This is a genomic window from Flavobacterium aquidurense (assembly GCF_031458035.1).
Classification (GTDB): Bacteria; Bacteroidota; Bacteroidia; order Flavobacteriales; family Flavobacteriaceae; genus Flavobacterium; species Flavobacterium aquidurense_C.
The window spans coordinates 199,237-216,110 of sequence record NZ_JAVDXR010000004.1 but is presented as its reverse complement, the minus strand read 5'-3'; the positions used below and the strand labels follow the sequence as shown (position 1 = coordinate 216,110).

Annotated in this window: 16 protein-coding genes; 5 read left to right on the top strand and 11 right to left on the bottom strand. The window is 34.2% G+C overall.

The annotated features are described in order from the left end of the window. Window positions 1–139: 139 nt before the first annotated feature. From J2X17_RS08410 to J2X17_RS08395, 4 genes are all read right to left on the bottom strand, one after another. Window positions 140–727, bottom strand: coding sequence for a YdeI/OmpD-associated family protein (locus J2X17_RS08410; RefSeq protein WP_310296502.1), 588 nt, complete (start codon window positions 725–727; stop codon window positions 140–142). Between the two features lies 1 nt (window position 728). After that, window positions 729–2,003, bottom strand: coding sequence for a peptidase T (gene pepT, locus J2X17_RS08405; RefSeq protein ID WP_310296500.1), 1,275 nt, complete (start codon window positions 2,001–2,003; stop codon window positions 729–731). 188 nt (window positions 2,004–2,191) lie between these two features. Then, complete coding sequence (locus tag J2X17_RS08400) at window positions 2,192–3,322, bottom strand: formylglycine-generating enzyme family protein (RefSeq protein WP_310296499.1); 1,131 nt, start codon at window positions 3,320–3,322, stop codon at window positions 2,192–2,194. A 150-nt stretch (window positions 3,323–3,472) separates the two neighbouring features. Beyond that, entirely contained in the window at window positions 3,473–4,693 is a 1,221-nt protein-coding gene (locus tag J2X17_RS08395; RefSeq protein WP_310296497.1) for an OprO/OprP family phosphate-selective porin, read from the bottom strand. A gap of 211 nt (window positions 4,694–4,904) precedes the next feature. On the opposite strand from J2X17_RS08395, the gene J2X17_RS08390 reads away from it, so the two are divergent. Further along, complete coding sequence (locus tag J2X17_RS08390) at window positions 4,905–5,939, top strand: quinone-dependent dihydroorotate dehydrogenase (RefSeq protein WP_310296495.1); 1,035 nt, start codon at window positions 4,905–4,907, stop codon at window positions 5,937–5,939. On the opposite strand, the gene J2X17_RS08385 is transcribed toward J2X17_RS08390, so the two are convergent. After that, a complete protein-coding gene (locus J2X17_RS08385; RefSeq protein WP_310296494.1) occupies window positions 5,925–6,641 on the bottom strand; it encodes a DUF3307 domain-containing protein in 717 nt (238 codons plus the stop codon). The genes J2X17_RS08390 and J2X17_RS08385 overlap by 15 nt on opposite strands. A gap of 8 nt (window positions 6,642–6,649) precedes the next feature. Next, window positions 6,650–7,249 carry a SatD family protein gene (locus J2X17_RS08380; protein ID WP_310296492.1) on the bottom strand — a complete coding sequence of 200 codons (600 nt, stop codon included), beginning with the start codon at window positions 7,247–7,249 and terminating at the stop codon, window positions 6,650–6,652. Window positions 7,250–7,461: 212 nt separating this feature from the next. Here J2X17_RS08380 and J2X17_RS08375 point away from each other — a divergent pair, with 212 nt between their 5' ends. From J2X17_RS08375 to guaB, 4 genes are all read left to right on the top strand, one after another. Beyond that, a complete protein-coding gene (locus tag J2X17_RS08375) occupies window positions 7,462–8,328 on the top strand; it encodes a hydroxymethylglutaryl-CoA lyase (RefSeq protein WP_310296491.1) in 867 nt (288 codons plus the stop codon). A gap of 86 nt (window positions 8,329–8,414) precedes the next feature. Then, window positions 8,415–8,966, top strand: coding sequence for a hypothetical protein (locus J2X17_RS08370; RefSeq protein WP_310296489.1), 552 nt, complete (start codon window positions 8,415–8,417; stop codon window positions 8,964–8,966). Then, the gene (locus J2X17_RS08365) at window positions 8,963–10,363 is read left to right on the top strand and encodes a DUF5723 family protein (protein ID WP_310296485.1); all 1,401 of its coding nucleotides are present in this window, start codon (window positions 8,963–8,965) and stop codon (window positions 10,361–10,363) included. The genes J2X17_RS08370 and J2X17_RS08365 overlap by 4 nt, the downstream gene beginning before the upstream one ends. A gap of 281 nt (window positions 10,364–10,644) precedes the next feature. Then, window positions 10,645–12,117, top strand: a complete 1,473-nt coding sequence (gene guaB, locus J2X17_RS08360; RefSeq protein WP_310296482.1) for an IMP dehydrogenase — start codon at window positions 10,645–10,647, stop codon at window positions 12,115–12,117. A gap of 56 nt (window positions 12,118–12,173) precedes the next feature. Here the strand turns inward: guaB and J2X17_RS08355 are convergent, their stop codons facing one another. The 5 genes from J2X17_RS08355 to J2X17_RS08335 all read right to left on the bottom strand — a co-directional run bounded on the left by J2X17_RS08355 (window position 12,174) and on the right by J2X17_RS08335 (window position 16,697). Next, window positions 12,174–12,995, bottom strand: a complete 822-nt coding sequence (locus J2X17_RS08355) for a hypothetical protein (RefSeq protein ID WP_310296480.1) — start codon at window positions 12,993–12,995, stop codon at window positions 12,174–12,176. Between the two features lie 227 nt (window positions 12,996–13,222). Then, entirely contained in the window at window positions 13,223–14,104 is an 882-nt protein-coding gene (locus J2X17_RS08350) for a L,D-transpeptidase (protein ID WP_310296478.1), read from the bottom strand. A gap of 129 nt (window positions 14,105–14,233) precedes the next feature. Further along, window positions 14,234–14,815, bottom strand: coding sequence for an NUDIX domain-containing protein (locus J2X17_RS08345; RefSeq protein ID WP_310296476.1), 582 nt, complete (start codon window positions 14,813–14,815; stop codon window positions 14,234–14,236). Window positions 14,816–14,869: 54 nt separating this feature from the next. After that, on the bottom strand, window positions 14,870–16,141 hold the full coding sequence (locus J2X17_RS08340) for an adenylosuccinate synthase (RefSeq protein ID WP_310296474.1): 1,272 nt from the start codon (window positions 16,139–16,141) through the stop codon (window positions 14,870–14,872). Window positions 16,142–16,238: 97 nt separating this feature from the next. Next, window positions 16,239–16,697, bottom strand: coding sequence for a Fur family transcriptional regulator (locus J2X17_RS08335; protein ID WP_026981862.1), 459 nt, complete (start codon window positions 16,695–16,697; stop codon window positions 16,239–16,241). Window positions 16,698–16,874: the final 177 nt, after the last annotated feature.

Genomic DNA, 16,874 nt, shown 5'->3' with positions numbered 1-16,874 from the left:
GTCTGTAAAATACTTCGTGTGGTTGCTTCGTTCCTCGCAATGACACTTGTTTGCGCATAAAAAAACCTTTGTCAAAGTTTTAACTTTGACAAAGGTTAATGAAAGGTTGGAATTTGGAATTTTTTTATTGAAATTTAAATCACCTGTATTTATCATTCAACCCAACATTTCTCAATATCATCGGAATCACTTTTTCAATTCTTGTAATTTTAGTTTTTTCCTGTTTTGCAGTTTCAATATATTCTAAAAACTCATATTGTTTATAGGGACTGAATTTTTGAAAAGCTTCTGCTAAAGCTGGGTTTTGATCCATTTCCTTTTGAAGCAACTCGGAAACTATTGCTTCTTTTTTCGAAGGCTTAATGATTTTTCCTTGCTTTTCGTTCTCAATAGCTTCTAAAATATATTCAAGAACTTCTTTTTCGTTTACGTCGCCTTTTGAAGTAAAACGCCATTGACGCATGGATTTTGTTTTGTCTTCCTGAGCATTTATAAGTCTCTTTTTTTCATCTTTCAGAAATACGCCATTCAGGAACCAAATTGCAAAATAATTTTTAAAACCTCCAATTCCGATAACATTTTTTTTATTGTAAACATAAATAGGGCCGCCCCATTTTATGGTTTCAACCAGTTCAGTTTTATCAATTATAGATTTCAGGAACAGAAGTTCTTCTTCCCATTGATTGACTTTGTCCCAAAAATGTTTTTTCTCAGAATTCGGTTCCACTTTATCTTCTTTTAGATTTTTCAGCTACATCAAAAATACCAGGAGTTGCAGTTAATTCTGCAATTTTTACAATAACATCAGTTGCTTTTTGAATACTTTCAGCAGGAACATATTCGTATTTTCCGTGAAAGTTATGACCACCTGCAAAAATGTTCGGACAAGGTAATCCCATGTATGATAATTGAGAACCGTCAGTTCCGCCACGAATAGGTTTAATGATTGGTTTGATGTCTAATTCTCTCATTGCTTTTTCGGCAATATCAACAATATGTTTTACCGGAAGCACTTTTTCCTTCATATTGTAATACTGATCTTTAACTTCAGCAATAACAATATCTTCGCCGAATTGTTTGGCGTATTTTTTATTGATTTTTTTGGCAATTTTTCCAATTAAATCTTTTCTTTTCTCAAATTTGATTTTGTTGTGATCGCGGATAATCAATTCTAAAACTGTTTCTTCAATGCTTCCTGTTAAGTGATGAACGTGAAAGAAACCTTCGTAACCTTTAGTTTCCTGAGGAGTTTCTCCTTTCGGAAGTTCATTGATGAAATCATTTGCAATTAGCATTGAATTGATCATTTTTCCTTTGGCATAACCTGGATGAACACTTTTTCCTTTGAAAGTAATTTTAGCTCCGGCGGCATTGAAGTTTTCATATTCTAATTCTCCAATCTGGCTTCCGTCCATAGTGTACGCCCATTGCGCACCAAATTTTTCTACGTCAAAATGATGTGCACCACGACCAATTTCCTCATCTGGCGTAAATCCGATTCTGATTTTTCCATGTTTAATTTCAGGATGCTGAACAAGATATTCCATTGCTGAAACAATTTCGGTAATTCCGGCTTTGTCATCAGCACCAAGCAAAGTTGTTCCGTCAGTGGTTATGATAGTCTGACCTTTATATTGTAATAAGTCTTTGAAGTAATTTGGAGAAAGGACAATGTTTTTTTCAGCATTTAAGATGATATCTTTTCCGTCGTAATTCTCAATAATCTGAGGTTTTACATTTGCACCGCTAAAATCGGGAGAAGTATCAAAATGTGAAACAAAACCAATTGTCGGCACTTCATGATCTACATTACTTAGCAAAGTAGCCATGATATATGCTTTGTCGTCTATAGTAACATCTTGTAGGCCGATAGTTTTTAGTTCTTCAACTAATTTATTGGCAAGATTCCATTGTTTTTCTGTACTTGGTGTTGTTTGCGAATTTGGGTCCGATTCAGTGTCAATCGTTACATAACTGATAAATCGATCTATGATATGTTGCATTTGTTTGTTTTTTTAGCAAAGATAAACAATTATTTAGGCGTTTAAAAGATAAAAGAGTTCGCCACTAATTGCCCGAATTTTCACGAATTGCTCTCAATACAAAATCTAATTTTAGAAAATTCTAAAATTGGATTTTTAGTTTAGTACAATTTTAATTCGTTGGAATTCGTGCATTTCGTGGCAAAACTTTATTGCACACATCTGAAACCAATATGATTTGCAGGAGATTTATAATCACCTTTTCCTCTAGTGCCGACCATATAACGTGTGCAATATTGGTCTGTGCATAAAAATGATCCACCGCGTTGTACTTTTTTAGGTAAATCGGGTTCGGCTGGATCGTACGATGCATCAGGACCTTTCGGGTTCTTCGCTACTTGACCACTTTCACTCAAAACAGTATAATAATCAGCCGTGTACCAATCAGTTGTCCATTCCCATACATTGCCTCCAATATCATATAGACCATATGCATTTGGTTCAAATTGAGCTGTTGGTGCTATGCCAATATAGCCATCTTCGCCAGTATCTCCTTTTTCAATAGGAAAATGTCCCTGATAAATATTGGCTTGGAATTTCCCTTTAGGTTTTAAAGTATTTCCCCAAGCATAAAGTTGTCCTGATTTTCCACCACGAGCAGCAAATTCCCATTCGGCTTCAGTTGGTAATCTTTTTCCTGCCCATTTTGCGTAGGCGGCAGCATCATCATACGAAACCTGAACAACTGGATATTTCTCTCTTCCTTTGATAGAACTTCCGGCGCCTTCAGGATGTCTCCAGTCAGCTCCTTTCACATAAGTCCACCATTGCATATAATTATTCAGATCAACTTTTGCCGGAGTAGGAGTAAACACTGCCGATCCCGCAACTAAATTCTCTATTGGAGCATCTGGATATTCTTCATGCGTTGGTGCTTTTTCAGCTAATGTTACATAACCTGTTGCTTTTACAAAAGCTTCAAATTGTTCATTGGTAACTTCTGTTTGATCCATATAAAATCCATCTACATAAACCCTGTGTATCGGAGCTGCATCTTTGGTAACACCTTTAATGCTACACAAACTTTCATCTTCAACATTACTTCCCATAGAGAATTCTCCGCCTGGAATCCAAACCATTCCTTTTGGTGTTTTCCCTTTTGGCCTGTTTTTATTTTCAATGGTTGGTTTAAACAATGACGAATCAGAAGGATTTGGTGTTTCTGCACAATCCATTGCGGCCAAATTCTTTTTCGGTACTATATATTTCGTGTAACCGTAAGCAATTGAAATAATGGAGATTGTGAGTATAGCAAAAATCCAGTAGGTCTTATTTTTCATTATAATTGTTTTAAAAAAGTAGCGGTTGTTAATTAGAAGGATAAAGTTAGAAAAAATAATTCTTTTAAACTCGATTTATTTAGTCGGGTTACTAATAATGTATAATTTGTTGTTTTTATCATGTAAGAGTTTAATGATACAATTTTATACTTATAACGAAATATCCCATTGAATTCTAAAACGCCACCCTTGTTCTAAAGGCAAGGTTTTATCCTGAAAACTGAAATAGGTTACTTCTGAACTTAATTTGTTTTTATGTCCTTTAAAAAACCAGTTAAAGGCAATGGTTGTTTCGTCTTGCAAATTATCTCTAAGGGAGTTGTCCGGACGATATTCAGCATGTCTTGCAGCCATTTCCAAAGACTTCGGCCACCAATTAAACACATTATGAAAAAAATAACCCGCCTGAATATAATAGCCTTTTAAAGTAGTAGTGTCATCATTATTTAGTTTGTCGATGATTTCTTTAGTATGCCATTCGCTTTGCCAGGAAAAACCACGATACATAAAAGCACTTTCTAGATTCCACTGATTAACACGATATTGACCCGGTAATCCGTTTTCATAACCTTCCAGAGATCCTCCTCCGGACTGAGAAAATCGAGTATAAGGGCTACGGTTTGTTAAGACTGAAGCAGCAATAATTGGAGTAGGTTTTTCATGAAATTCTAAATCACTGCCTGTAAAGTCAAGAAATCTTCCTAAGAAATTCCATTGTGCCCGTCCAAAATACATCAAATTTTCATCATCATTTGTAGTGTTTCCTCTTCCGGTTCCGGTAAAGGTTGCGGCCCAATAATTAAAATCGGCAATTCCTTTTCCTTTTAGATGTCCGTAGACTTCGACACCCATTTGTCTGTCGGCAGTAAAGGACCGATTGATTAAAGACCGATCTACAGTTTGTTGCTCGCCACTACTTATATAACGCTCCCGGTTATACTCCACTTTCCATTGTCCTACTTTAAAACTTAACCATTCCCATTTTTCGATTGAGATTTTAAAATCGAGTAAATTAGATTGACTGAGTTCATACTCCAGGGAATATTTTAGCCAGGGTTCAAAAGCATGGCCGCCCAATTTTAATCTGGCTCTATTAATTTTTAGTGTTGTTTCTTTTTCCGGGCTGTAGTCATCATAAGTTAACGGATCCTGATCGTTTGGGGTAGAAAATCGGAATTGGAACCGGCTTTGTATTTGAAAAAGAAATTTATTATCCCTGGTTCTTAATTCAACGCCTTTTTTTCCATAACTAACATTCATTAATTTGGTTGTGTCTTTTTCCTGCTGAGACCATCCATTTAAGCTTAATACAAGTATTAAACCTAATAGAGTACCTTTTGAAATACGAATTAATATACCAGCTTTGTACATATTCTTACTTTAGTTGTATAATGGACTTGCAATAAGAATTTTCCTAAATGTCTCAAAATTAATTAATATATGACTAATTGAGTATGTCAAAAGTGTTGACTTCGTTCCATTTTATAATTTGGAACATCTTATAATTTGTTTTTGTAAAAGAGTATCTCTTTCAAGTATTATAATTAAATTTGCACCCGAAAAACACACACAAACTATTACTATGTATAAATTGATAATTCGCCCGTTACTTTTTTGTTTTGATCCGGAAGAAGTACATTATTTTACTTTTTCATTCGTTAAATTCATTTCAAAAATACCCGGAGTTTCATCAATTATTAGAGGTATATACGAAGTAAAAGACAGTCGTTTAGAGCGTGAAGTTTTCGGAATTAAATTTAAAAACCCGGTAGGACTTGCTGCAGGATTTGATAAAGATGCCAAATTGTATAAAGAACTTTCGGACTTTGGTTTTGGCTTTATTGAAATCGGAACCGTAACGCCCGTGGGTCAGGAAGGGAATCCTAAAAAACGTTTGTTCCGATTAAAAGAAGATCAGGCTATTATTAACAGAATGGGTTTTAATAACGGAGGGGTTCTGGAAGCCGTAGAACGTTTGAAAAAGAATTCAGGAGTTTTAATTGGAGGAAATATTGGTAAAAATAAAGTTACGCCAAACGAAAATGCAGTTGACGATTATATCATTTGTTTTGATGCCTTATTTGATCACGTAGATTATTTTGTGGTAAATGTGAGTTCTCCAAACACGCCAAATTTAAGAGCTTTACAAGACAAAGAACCTTTAACAGCCTTGCTTCAGACATTGCAGAACAGAAATGTAGAAAAGCAAAAAACAAGCAGTCAAAAAGTAAAACCAATTCTTTTAAAAATTGCTCCGGATCTTACAGACGAACAATTATTAGATATTATTGATATTGTAAAAACTACCCAAATTGCAGGTGTAATTGCAACAAATACCACTATTTCAAGAGATGGATTACAATCTGAAAATCAATCTGAAATGGGAGGATTATCTGGAAAACCATTAACGAAACGTTCAACTGAAGTGATTCGTTTTCTTTCGGAAAAAAGTAATAAAGCTTTCCCTATTATTGGAGTAGGAGGAATACATTCTGCCGATGATGCAATCGAAAAACTGAATGCGGGGGCAAGTTTAGTACAATTGTATACCGGTTTTATTTATGAAGGTCCAGCCTTGATAAAAGCAATAAACAAAAAGGTTTTACAGCAATTGTAAAAGTAAGGCCTGAACAATTAATCCGATAAGAATTGCAGTTCCAAAACTGATCAGCGTACCAATTAAAACGTACTCGGTTAGTTTTCTGTCTTTGGCTTCTTTTAAATCTCCAAACCTAAAAATTGACTTTGCAGCCAATAAAAAACCAATGGCTTCAAAATGGCCTGTTAAGATAAAACAGAAGATAAATAATCGTTCTAATATTCCGATATAATTCCCGGCATTGGCGAGCGAATTATCCTGATTGCTATGCTGACTTTCAGGACTCCAGATTGAAATAATTGTTTTGATAAAAATTGAAGTAGGTTTGGTAATGAATATAAGTCCTGTTGCTAAAATCCAAAATGAATTATCGAACCAAAGAAAGTTTATCGAAGTATTTTGGTAGAATAAAACTACTGCAATCAAAACCAAAATATGTGCGATCTGATCAATAATAAACCAGGTACGTTTGGTTTTATTGGTCTGGAAATTAAGCTTGATGACGTCGATAATTCCGTGTGCAACGGCGATTAAAACAGCGTAAGGAATAAACTGAATTTCGCCTGCCAAAACTGCTGCCAAAAAAACGTGCAGCAAAATGTGAAGATACAAGTAAATACTTTTGTGTTTTTTTGCCTCCTTATCGATTACCCATGCAGTTGGCTGCCATATAAAATCGCCTAACAAATGGGCTAACAGTAGTTTTATAAATAAAATCATGGGGCTGGTTATTTTATTTGTGTTCTGAAATACCGATCTAATTGCATTACTAAATCAAACTGAGCCCGTTTTTGTCTGCGGCTCACGGCAGCTTGATTGATTCCTAATTTTTGCCCCAATTCTTCTTGCGATAAAGTTGGGTTTTCTATGGCCATGGCAACAAATTCTGCGGGTTGCACAAGCCAGTTATCCATAAAAGTTAAGGCTAATTTCAGCATTAAATTTAATTTTTCATCAAATTCGGTTTCACCGGCTCTGAGTGCTAAAGTTACCTTTTGTTTTTTTAATGTCTCAAAAAGTTCTCCTGAATTTATAAAAGCAGTGCCATTGCTTTCAGATATTTTTTCGGCATTGTGCGTTTTATCACCAAAACCAATACTCATTCTGGCGTCTAATTTTATGGCTCTTAAATGTGCTTTTATCAAAATAGCCGACAATAATGCTTCTTCAGGATTTTTTATTTCAATCTGAAATTCATCTCCTCTGTAAACTTCCCATTCAGAAGGCATTTCCCCAAAGGGAGACAAGATTTTCTTCAAATCTTCAACCCAATGCTTAGATTTCTGTTGTCTTGACCCGATGATATCACCTGTGATTACGCTTGTCATAATTCAAATATAATTAAAAATAAATAAAGTTTTATAGTACAAATGTATATAAATATTTTATATTATTACGTTTTTTGGTAATAATATTAAATATTACACTTATATGTAATATTTTAGTTTATTACAATATTAAGTAATGTTTTAATTAATAAAAATTATAATTTTATTTCTTTAAAAAAGAAACTAACTTAGCATTCATAAAAGATTAAGCTTTGAATAAAGAAATCAAAATTATCGAATGTCCACGGGATGCCATGCAGGGTATCAAAACCTTTATTCCTACAGAAAAGAAGGTTTCATACATTCAGTCTTTGCTTCGCGTTGGGTTTGATACGATTGATTTTGGCAGTTTTGTATCTCCAAAAGCAATTCCGCAAATGCAGGACACAGCCGAAGTTTTGGGAAAACTTGATCTTTCGCAAACCACCAGTAAATTGCTGGCAATAATAGCTAATACGCAGGGGGCGATTTCGGCATCAGAACACGAACCGATTCAATATTTAGGATTTCCTTTTTCGATTTCGGAGAATTTTCAAATGCGTAATACACATAAAACGATCGCACAGTCATTAGTGACACTTGAAGAAATTCTTGAAATAGCAGCTCAGAAAAATAAAGAAGTAGTAACGTATCTTTCTATGGGTTTTGGAAATCCTTACGGAGATCCGTGGAATGTTGAAATAGTAGGCGAGTGGACAGAAAAACTCTCAAAAATGGGTGTTAAAATCTTATCACTTTCAGACACTGTTGGTAGTTCTACGCCGGAAGTGATTACGTATCTTTTTTCTAATTTAATTCCAAAATATCCTCAAATCGAATTTGGAGCACATTTGCATACCACGCCCAATAGTTGGTTCGAAAAAATAGATGCAGCACACAAAGCAGGCTGCACTCGTTTTGATGGCGCAATTCAGGGTTTTGGCGGTTGCCCTATGGCCACCGATAAGTTAACAGGAAATATGCCTACCGAAAAACTGATTTCCTATTTTACAGCCAATAAAAAAGTAACGGGTTTAAATTCACTAAGTTTTGAAAGTGCTTATAATGAAGCATCTAAATTGTTTGGTAAGTTTCATTAAAAGCAGTAAATTTAATTTTATATGTAATTGGTTGAAGTTGATAATTGAATAATCAGGACTTTTTTTGTTCTAAACAAGGTTTAAGCATGAAATTAAATTTAGTCAATAGGATTTTTAAAATTTTGATTTTAACATCATTATTCTTTTCATGCTCCAGTGATTTAGATTTTGATCAGGCTAATGATTTAAAACTAGAACCTGTGTTTGTAGCTAATCTGGCTTACTTCAATATTCCCGCAACCCAATTGGCAAATGATGGAGGAACACAAATATTGTTTGACGTTCAGGAATTTAATGCTTTTAAGGATAGTTTTTTTAGAGACAATCTCGTAAAAGCCGAATTTGATTTTGAAATAGAAAATACCATTGTCAGAGCTTTTAGGGTCGAGATGGTTCTTTTAGATGCAAACGATCAGATTCTTGAAAGAGATTCATACTCAGTTCCAGCCTATTCAGGAACGCCAAATATTATCAAATATCCGACAGAAGTATTCGAAAACGACCGATTAGATCTCTTAAAAAAAACGGTCAAAATGAAGTTTTTCGTCATAATGGCGACTGGGCCGGCTTTAGACCAAAATAGTGTTGGTAATTTAAAATTACGCTCAAGTGCAAACGTTTATATGGAAATCGAATGAGAAAAATATATTTGGTTTTCATCGTAGTTATTCAATTTTCCTGTTTTTCTCAAAATAAAGAATTGCTGTACAATTTTACCTCAATTCCGCAATCTTCTCTTGTAAATCCCGGAGCAGATGTTTCGTATAAGTTTTATTTCGGATTACCTGTTTTGTCAGGAGTTTCAGCTAATTTAGGCTCGACAAGTTTCTCAGCGTATGATTTATTTGCAAATAATGGAGTCGATTTTAATGATAAAGTCCGCAGTGTAATTAACAAATCATCCAGTAAGGATAAAGCTCAGGTTAACGAACAGCTTGAAATATTTTCTGGCGGATTCAGGATTGGCGGAACAGAGAGTAAATCGTATATTTCGTTTGGAATGTATCAGGAATTTGACTTTTTGATGTATGTTCCAAAAGATCCGGGAATTTTAGCCTTAGACGGAAATCAAAATTACATTGGTAAATCATTTAATTTATCCGATATAAATGTCAGGGCCGAAGTGCTTTCTGTATTTCATGTCGGATTTCATAAAAAAATCGACGAGAAACTTGTTTTAGGAGGACGTGCCAAAATTTATTCCAGCGGTGCTAATGCAACATCTACAAAGAATTCGGGATACATTTATACAGAAGAAATCTCCGGAACACCTAATATTTATACTCAGATAATTTCCTCAAATTTAGAGTTAAGAACTTCCGGTATCGCCGCTTTTAAAAAAGATGAATACGAAGGCAACATTGCCAGGGATATTGTTCACAACACATTTTTTAATGGAAGTTTAGGCCTTGGTCTTGATGCCGGACTTACCTATTATTTTAAGGAAAATCTTCAGTTCACAGCCAGTATTGTCGATCTCGGATTTATAAAACAATCTAAAGACATCGAAACCATAACTTACAAAGGGTATTATAATTATAAAGGTTCAAATCCAAGTTTTAACCCTGTTAACGAGCCGGGAAATGTTTTTGATGAATTCGAAGAAGCTATTCCGAAAGAGACACTTTACGATAAATATACCACCTGGCGCCCAACCAAATTGTATTCTTCCATGCAATATTCCTTTGGTCAATCCCGTTCTGACGCCGAATGTAATTGCAAAACGCAAACTAATCGAAGCTATTTAAATGCAGTTGGAGCTCAGTTATTTGTCATGACAATGCCTAAAGAGCCTTTTATGGCGATTACTGCTTTTTATAAAAGACGCATCTTCGAAAAATTAGATTTGAAAGCCACATATACTTACGATTCCTATTCCAGTAAAAATTTTGGTTTGGGACTTGCCGGAACAATCGGAAAAGTCAATATATACGCCCTCGTAAATAATATTTTAGAATATAAAGATGTCTCAAAAGCAAATAGTCTCGCGTTTCAAATAGGGATCAATTTTGTTTTTCAGGAATCAGAGGATTGAATTTTTTCACCATTTAAGTAATATAAGTCCATATTATTTGGTTTGTGGTGAAGCGCAGATTGAAAACATAGGAAGCAATAGAACCAATTCCTTATATGATTTAAAAAGTCAGTAATTTAAATTATGAGCAAAAACTTAAATTCCTCCTACGAATTTATATATTTAAAAAATCGGTTTGTTTTGTAAGAACATTCTCTATTTGAGAAATTTAAGAAAAAGTTAGTATTCAAGTTTCCAATTTATTCACTATATTTGCACGCAATTCAACTAGAAATTGCAACATGATAGCACACAACTCCAAGATTATCGGCGAAGGTTTAACTTACGACGATGTATTATTAGTACCTAACTACTCGAATGTGCTTCCTCGCGAAGTGAGTATCAAATCAAAATTTTCAAGAAACATAACACTAAACGTTCCAATAGTATCAGCTGCTATGGATACCGTTACCGAAAGTGCAATGGCAATCGCTATGGCGCAGGAGGGCGGAATTGGTGTTTTACATAAAAACATGACAATCGAGCAGCAAGCTGCGAAAGTTAGAAAAGTAAAACGTGCAGAATCTGGAATGATTATCGATCCGGTAACGTTACCAATGACTTCAACCATTGCAGATGCAAAAAATGCAATGAAAGAATTCGGAATTGGAGGTATTCCAATCGTTGACGAAAACAAAATCCTAAAAGGAATCGTTACAAATCGTGATTTACGTTTCGAGAAAAACGGAGCAAGACCAATCGCAGAGGTAATGACAAGTACAAACTTAGTTACTGTTGCCGAAGGAACTTCATTAGAACAAGCTGAAGTAGTTTTACAAGGTCACAAAATCGAAAAATTACCAGTAGTAAACGCTAATAACGAATTGGTTGGTTTAATTACTTTCAGAGATATTACAAAATTAACTCAAAAACCAATCGCAAACAAAGATGTTTTCGGACGTTTAAGAGTTGCTGCCGCTATTGGAGTTACTGGAGATGCTGTCGAAAGAGCTGCTGCATTAGTCGCTGCAGGTGTTGATGCAATCATTATCGATACTGCTCATGGACATACAGAAGGTGTTGTCAATACATTAAAAGAAGTAAAATCAAAATTCCCGGAAATAGATGTAATTGTTGGAAACATTGCAACTCCGGAAGCTGCTAAATATTTAGTAGCAAATGGAGCAGACGGAGTAAAAGTTGGAATCGGACCTGGTTCGATCTGTACAACTCGTATCGTTGCAGGTGTTGGTTTTCCTCAATTTTCTGCAGTTTTAGAAGTTGCTGCAGCTATCAAAGGAACAGGAGTTCCAGTTATTGCTGATGGTGGAATTCGTTATACAGGAGATATTCCTAAAGCAATCGCTGCTGGTGCTGACTGTGTAATGTTAGGTTCATTATTAGCAGGAACAAAAGAATCTCCGGGAGAAACCATTATATTCGAAGGAAGAAAATTCAAATCATACCGCGGAATGGGTTCTGTTGAAGCAATGCAAACAGGTTCAAAAGACCGTTATTTTCAGGATGTTGAAGACGACGTTAAAAAATTAGTTCCGGAAGGAATTGTAGGTCGTGTTCCTTACAAAGGGGAATTAAACGAAAGTATGCTGCAATTCATTGGTGGTCTTCGTGCCGGAATGGGATACTGTGGTTCAAAAGATATTCCTACTTTACAGGAAACAGGACGTTTTGTTAGAATCACGTCGAGCGGAATCACTGAAAGCCATCCACATAATGTTACAATTACAAAAGAAGCACCAAATTATTCTAGATAATTTTTAGTTTTCATTATAAAATAAAAGGCATAAGATTTTAAATCTTATGCCTTTTTTTAGCTTTTTGAAATTTCAATTGTTTGGTAGAACCCACTTTTTGTTTTTGCCTGAAGACTAAAAGCTTCTTGTTTCATATCAAATATCATTTCGGTATCTAAGTCATATTTCGTAGGAAAATGATTTACAGTATCATAATTCATTTTCCCTTTTCCTGTACCTGATCCTTTTACATTATATTTCTCAATAGAGACTTTCATCTTGTATACAATTGAAATATCAAAATTAGCAGTATTATTTACAACGCTTACAAATGTATACGTCGTCGTTAAAATCATTTCCATAGATGCAGTTGCAATCGGAATTGTAAATGGAGTTTCCTGAGAGAATGATTCTCCTATTTTTAATGTTTTTTGTGGTAAATCAAGTTGAGAAAAAGTACTTTGAACGGTATTCAAAATACTCTTTTTGAACGTGTCTTCCATACCGTCTGAGACAATAGAATCCAGCTGTGGCATCTTAGAAACCGTGCCCTTACCATAAATTAGAGTTCCATTTGGAATTAGAACTTTATTATCTGAATTTACAGATTTTAAAAATTCAATAGTAATAGGGAAAGTTCCATCAGATTTTAGTTTACCTGCTTTAAAAACAGATTCTATGTTGCTTACATTTTTTGTAATAGTAGGATTTTGAATTCCATTATTTTTTAATTTTTCTAATATCGTATCTGAAGCTGAATAGTAAAGCGTATTTTCAATACTTTGTTCTACTTTTTGTGAATATTTTGTTTGTGGCTGATATTGAATTTTGAAGTCTACAGATTGTCCAAAAAACATAGATGGGAAAAGAAGTAAAACGAATAAGCATATATTTTTCATATATTGATAAAGCACTTTTTTTGCTTCTGATAACGAAAATAGAAAAAAGAAATGTCTTTTCTAAAGTTTAAAATATATTTTATTATCGACTTAATTCTTGCTTTACTGAAATCGATTATTCAAAATATGTTCTGCAGTAAGGCAGTAACGCTTAGGTCTGTTAAATAGCTCAAATAAAAAAATCAGCTAGAACTTAGCTGATTTTGAAAATTATATGTTTAGAAAATTTATTGCATGGCAGTCTGATCGCCTTCTCTAACCTTCTGATTATTTAAAATGGTCTGCAAAAAAGGCTGTACCTGAGTTTCTATTTCAGATTCTGAAATATTCAAAGCTTTCGGATCGTTAACTAATTCAAGCCAAGGTTTTGGTCCATCGAAATTGTAACTTCCAAAAACAATCACCGGTGTTCCTTTAACTTTTACATTTTCACTGTCTTTTAAGATCCATTCATCAGCCCATTTATATAGGTGTTTTGCATCTTTTTCAAGCAAACGTAAACAAGAATGTGAGGCAGGATAACCAGGTAATTCATATTGATGAAATCCCACTCCCAGTTTATTTTCGATATTGAAATTCCATTTTAAATCCCATTCATCGTTGAAAGTACTCGTTGTTTTTTCTGCCTTCCAGTTGGTGAAAAATAATCCGGTAGGAGTAGGATCTTTTTTTCGTCCCATGTTGGTTGGTCCTGTATAAACCAGTTCTCCGTATTCATAAGCCGCAAATGTCTGCGTTGGGTAAGAAAAAATTAAAACCTTTGCAACCTCTTCTAAACTCGAAACATGAATAGGAAACGGAAGATAATACGGTAAATCCCCATTAAGATCATTAGGAACTATAACCGAATCCATTTTTGCAAAATTTGCTTTATCGGTTCTGTTTATAGCGTAAGCAATATAAAGTTTGGTAGAATCACTTTTGATGGAATCAAGCCATTGTTTTGTTTTTTCAAATTTAAAACTGATAGATGCTTCAGGTTTTTTGTATTCAACTTTTTTGTGAACTTGTGCTTCTGTTCTTCTTATGGTTTTGCTTTTTGTACAAGAGCCTAACAAGACTAAAACAACTAAAAACAAAATATTTGATGTATAATATAACTTTTTCATAAAACTGGTTTTTATATAATGTAAAGTTATTTTAATAGTCGCTCAGATCAATTACACAATTTGAGGAATTGTTTGTTTGATTTTCATTTCAAATAATTATGTCAATTATATGATTCATCTGAAATTAATCTAAATCACCCCCTTTATCTTAGCATGCTGCAACAAAATAATAGTCTTGGCATCCACAATTTCGCCAGATTCGATCATTGCATAAGCTTCATCAAAAGTATATTCTAAAACTTCAATATTTTCCTGCTCGGAGTCTAATCCACCGCCAGCGCTTACTTTCATGCTTTCATCATATTCGCCTGTAAACAAATACAAAATCTCAGTAACTGCCCCTGGAGACATATAGGTTTGTGTGACTTTTTGAACTTTATTAATTCTATAGCCGGTTTCTTCTTCGGTTTCGCGAATGATGCATTCCTCCGGATTATCTTCGTCTAAAAGTCCGGCGCAAACTTCGATCATCATTCCGGTTTTATTTCCGTTAAGGAAAGTTGGTAAACGAAATTGACGCGTTAAAATAACCGTTTTTTTAGCTGAATTATATAATAAGATTCCAGCGCCATTTCCGCGATCGTAAACTTCGCGAACATGAGTTTGTACTGCTTCGTTTTTCTTTTGATAACTATAAGTAACCTTGTTCAGGATATACCAATTGTCTGATAATAATTTAGTTTCGGTTACTTTAATTTCAGGGTTTTTCATGGCGTAAATATTTGTATAAAAAAACGCCCTGATTGTCAGAGCGTTTAGTAATTATTATTTTGTGATTGTTTGCTTTCTGTCTGGCCCAACCGATACAATTTTGATTGGCACTCCCACTTCTGCTTCAATAAATTCAATATATTCTTTTAGCTCAACAGGCAAGGCATCATAAGTAGTCAATCCAGTTAAGTCAGCTTGCCATCCTTTAAATTCTTTATAAATTGGAGTTACATTTTCTGGCTCGATGTTATAAGGAAAGTGGGAAATGTTTTGACCTTTGTAATTATACTCAGTACAAACTTTCAAAGTTTCAAATCCTGAAAGAACATCGCCTTTCATCATCATTAATTGTGTAACACCGTTTACCTGCACTGCATATTTCAAAGCTACTAAGTCTAACCATCCGCAACGTCTTTGTCTTCCTGTAACAGATCCAAATTCGTTTCCAACTCTTGCCATTGTAGCCCCAACTTCGTCAAAAAGTTCTGTTGGGAAAGGTCCGCTACCAACACGAGTAACGTAAGCTTTAAAAATTCCGTAAACTTCTTTGATTTTGTTAGGAGCAATTCCTAAACCAGTACAAGCTCCGGCAGCAGTAGTGTTTGATGAAGTTACGAAAGGATAAGTTCCGAAATCAACATCTAGTAAAGAACCCTGAGCTCCTTCACATAAAATAGATTTACCAGCTTTTTGAGCCTGGTACATGTATTCTTCACTGTCAATAAAATCTAATTTTTTTAATTCTTCAATAGCTTCAAAAAACTCTTTTTCAAGTTCAGCTAAATTATATTGAATGGCAACATCATAAAAAGCAATCATTGCTTCATGTTTGTCTGCTAATGCTCTGTATCTTTCTTTGAAATCTTCTAATTCTACATCTCCAACACGTAAACCGTTTCTACCTGTTTTATCCATATAAGTTGGACCAATTCCTTTTAAAGTAGAACCAATTTTTGCTTTACCTTTTGATGCCTCAGAAGCTGCATCTAATAAACGGTGTGTTGGTAAAATTAAATGCGCTTTTCTCGAAATGATCAATTTGCTTTTGATATCAAGGTTGAATTTCTCCAAACCTTCGATTTCTTTTTGAAAAACTACCGGATCTATTACAACACCATTACCGATGATGTTAATTGAATTTTTATGAAAAATCCCTGAAGGAATGGTTCTAAGTACGTGTTTAATTCCGTCAAATTCTAATGTATGTCCTGCATTAGGTCCTCCTTGAAAACGTGCAATAATATCGTAATTTGAGGTAAGAACGTCAACAATTTTTCCTTTACCTTCATCTCCCCATTGTAATCCTAGTAATAAATCTACGGTCATTCTGTTTTTAATTTGCGTTGAGACAATTTAAATTGCCCTACTGATTAATGTAGTTAATTTTCTTTTTTTTTATTTTTTAAATAATGCCTTTTCGGGATTATTGTTTTTGCTTTTTGTTACCGTAGAAATAAAGTGAATGATTCGTAATTTCGATATCAAATATTTCTTCGATTGTTTTTTTGATGGTTTGAATTCTTGGGTCACAAAATTCGATTACTTCGCCAGAATCGGTCATGATAATATGATCGTGCTGTTTGTCGAAATACGATTTTTCGTAGTAAGCCTGATTTTGTCCAAATTGATGTTTTCTAACCAAAGCGCAGTCCAACAATAACTCGATCGTGTTGTATAACGTTGCTCTACTCACACGATAGTTTTTGTTTTTCATTTTGATATAAAGGTTTTCTATATCAAAATGCTCTTCGCTATCGTAAATTTCCTGAAGTATAGCATAACGCTCAGGAGTTTTGCGATGCCCTTTTTGTTCAAGATACATTGTAAAAACATTTTTTACAATTTCTTGATTCTTAGTGTTGTCAGTTGAAATGAGTGTCATATCCGGCAAAGATAATTTTTTATTTTTAATGAATAAAAGTTTCGGGTTTAAAGTTTAACGTTCTAATGTCGATTTGATCAGTAACAACGTACCAAATACAGGCTTTTGAACCGCTAATTTTTACGAAACCCAAGCGAACTTAATTAACATAATTATTTTTATTTTTGATAAAACAAA

Coding starts and splice junctions, on each gene's coding strand:
- guaB (WP_310296482.1), top strand. CDS start 10,645: ATGATAGCACACAACTCCAAGATTATCGGCGAAGGTTTAACTTACGAC.
- J2X17_RS08395 (WP_310296497.1), bottom strand. CDS start 4,693: ATGTACAAAGCTGGTATATTAATTCGTATTTCAAAAGGTACTCTATTA.
- J2X17_RS08385 (WP_310296494.1), bottom strand. CDS start 6,641: ATGATTTTATTTATAAAACTACTGTTAGCCCATTTGTTAGGCGATTTT.
- J2X17_RS08355 (WP_310296480.1), bottom strand. CDS start 12,995: ATGAAAAATATATGCTTATTCGTTTTACTTCTTTTCCCATCTATGTTT.
- J2X17_RS08365 (WP_310296485.1), top strand. CDS start 8,963: ATGAGAAAAATATATTTGGTTTTCATCGTAGTTATTCAATTTTCCTGT.
- pepT (WP_310296500.1), bottom strand. CDS start 2,003: ATGCAACATATCATAGATCGATTTATCAGTTATGTAACGATTGACACT.
- J2X17_RS08380 (WP_310296492.1), bottom strand. CDS start 7,249: ATGACAAGCGTAATCACAGGTGATATCATCGGGTCAAGACAACAGAAA.
- J2X17_RS08400 (WP_310296499.1), bottom strand. CDS start 3,322: ATGAAAAATAAGACCTACTGGATTTTTGCTATACTCACAATCTCCATT.
- J2X17_RS08390 (WP_310296495.1), top strand. CDS start 4,905: ATGTATAAATTGATAATTCGCCCGTTACTTTTTTGTTTTGATCCGGAA.
- J2X17_RS08350 (WP_310296478.1), bottom strand. CDS start 14,104: ATGAAAAAGTTATATTATACATCAAATATTTTGTTTTTAGTTGTTTTA.
- J2X17_RS08335 (WP_026981862.1), bottom strand. CDS start 16,697: ATGACACTCATTTCAACTGACAACACTAAGAATCAAGAAATTGTAAAA.
- J2X17_RS08370 (WP_310296489.1), top strand. CDS start 8,415: ATGAAATTAAATTTAGTCAATAGGATTTTTAAAATTTTGATTTTAACA.
- J2X17_RS08340 (WP_310296474.1), bottom strand. CDS start 16,141: ATGACCGTAGATTTATTACTAGGATTACAATGGGGAGATGAAGGTAAA.
- J2X17_RS08345 (WP_310296476.1), bottom strand. CDS start 14,815: ATGAAAAACCCTGAAATTAAAGTAACCGAAACTAAATTATTATCAGAC.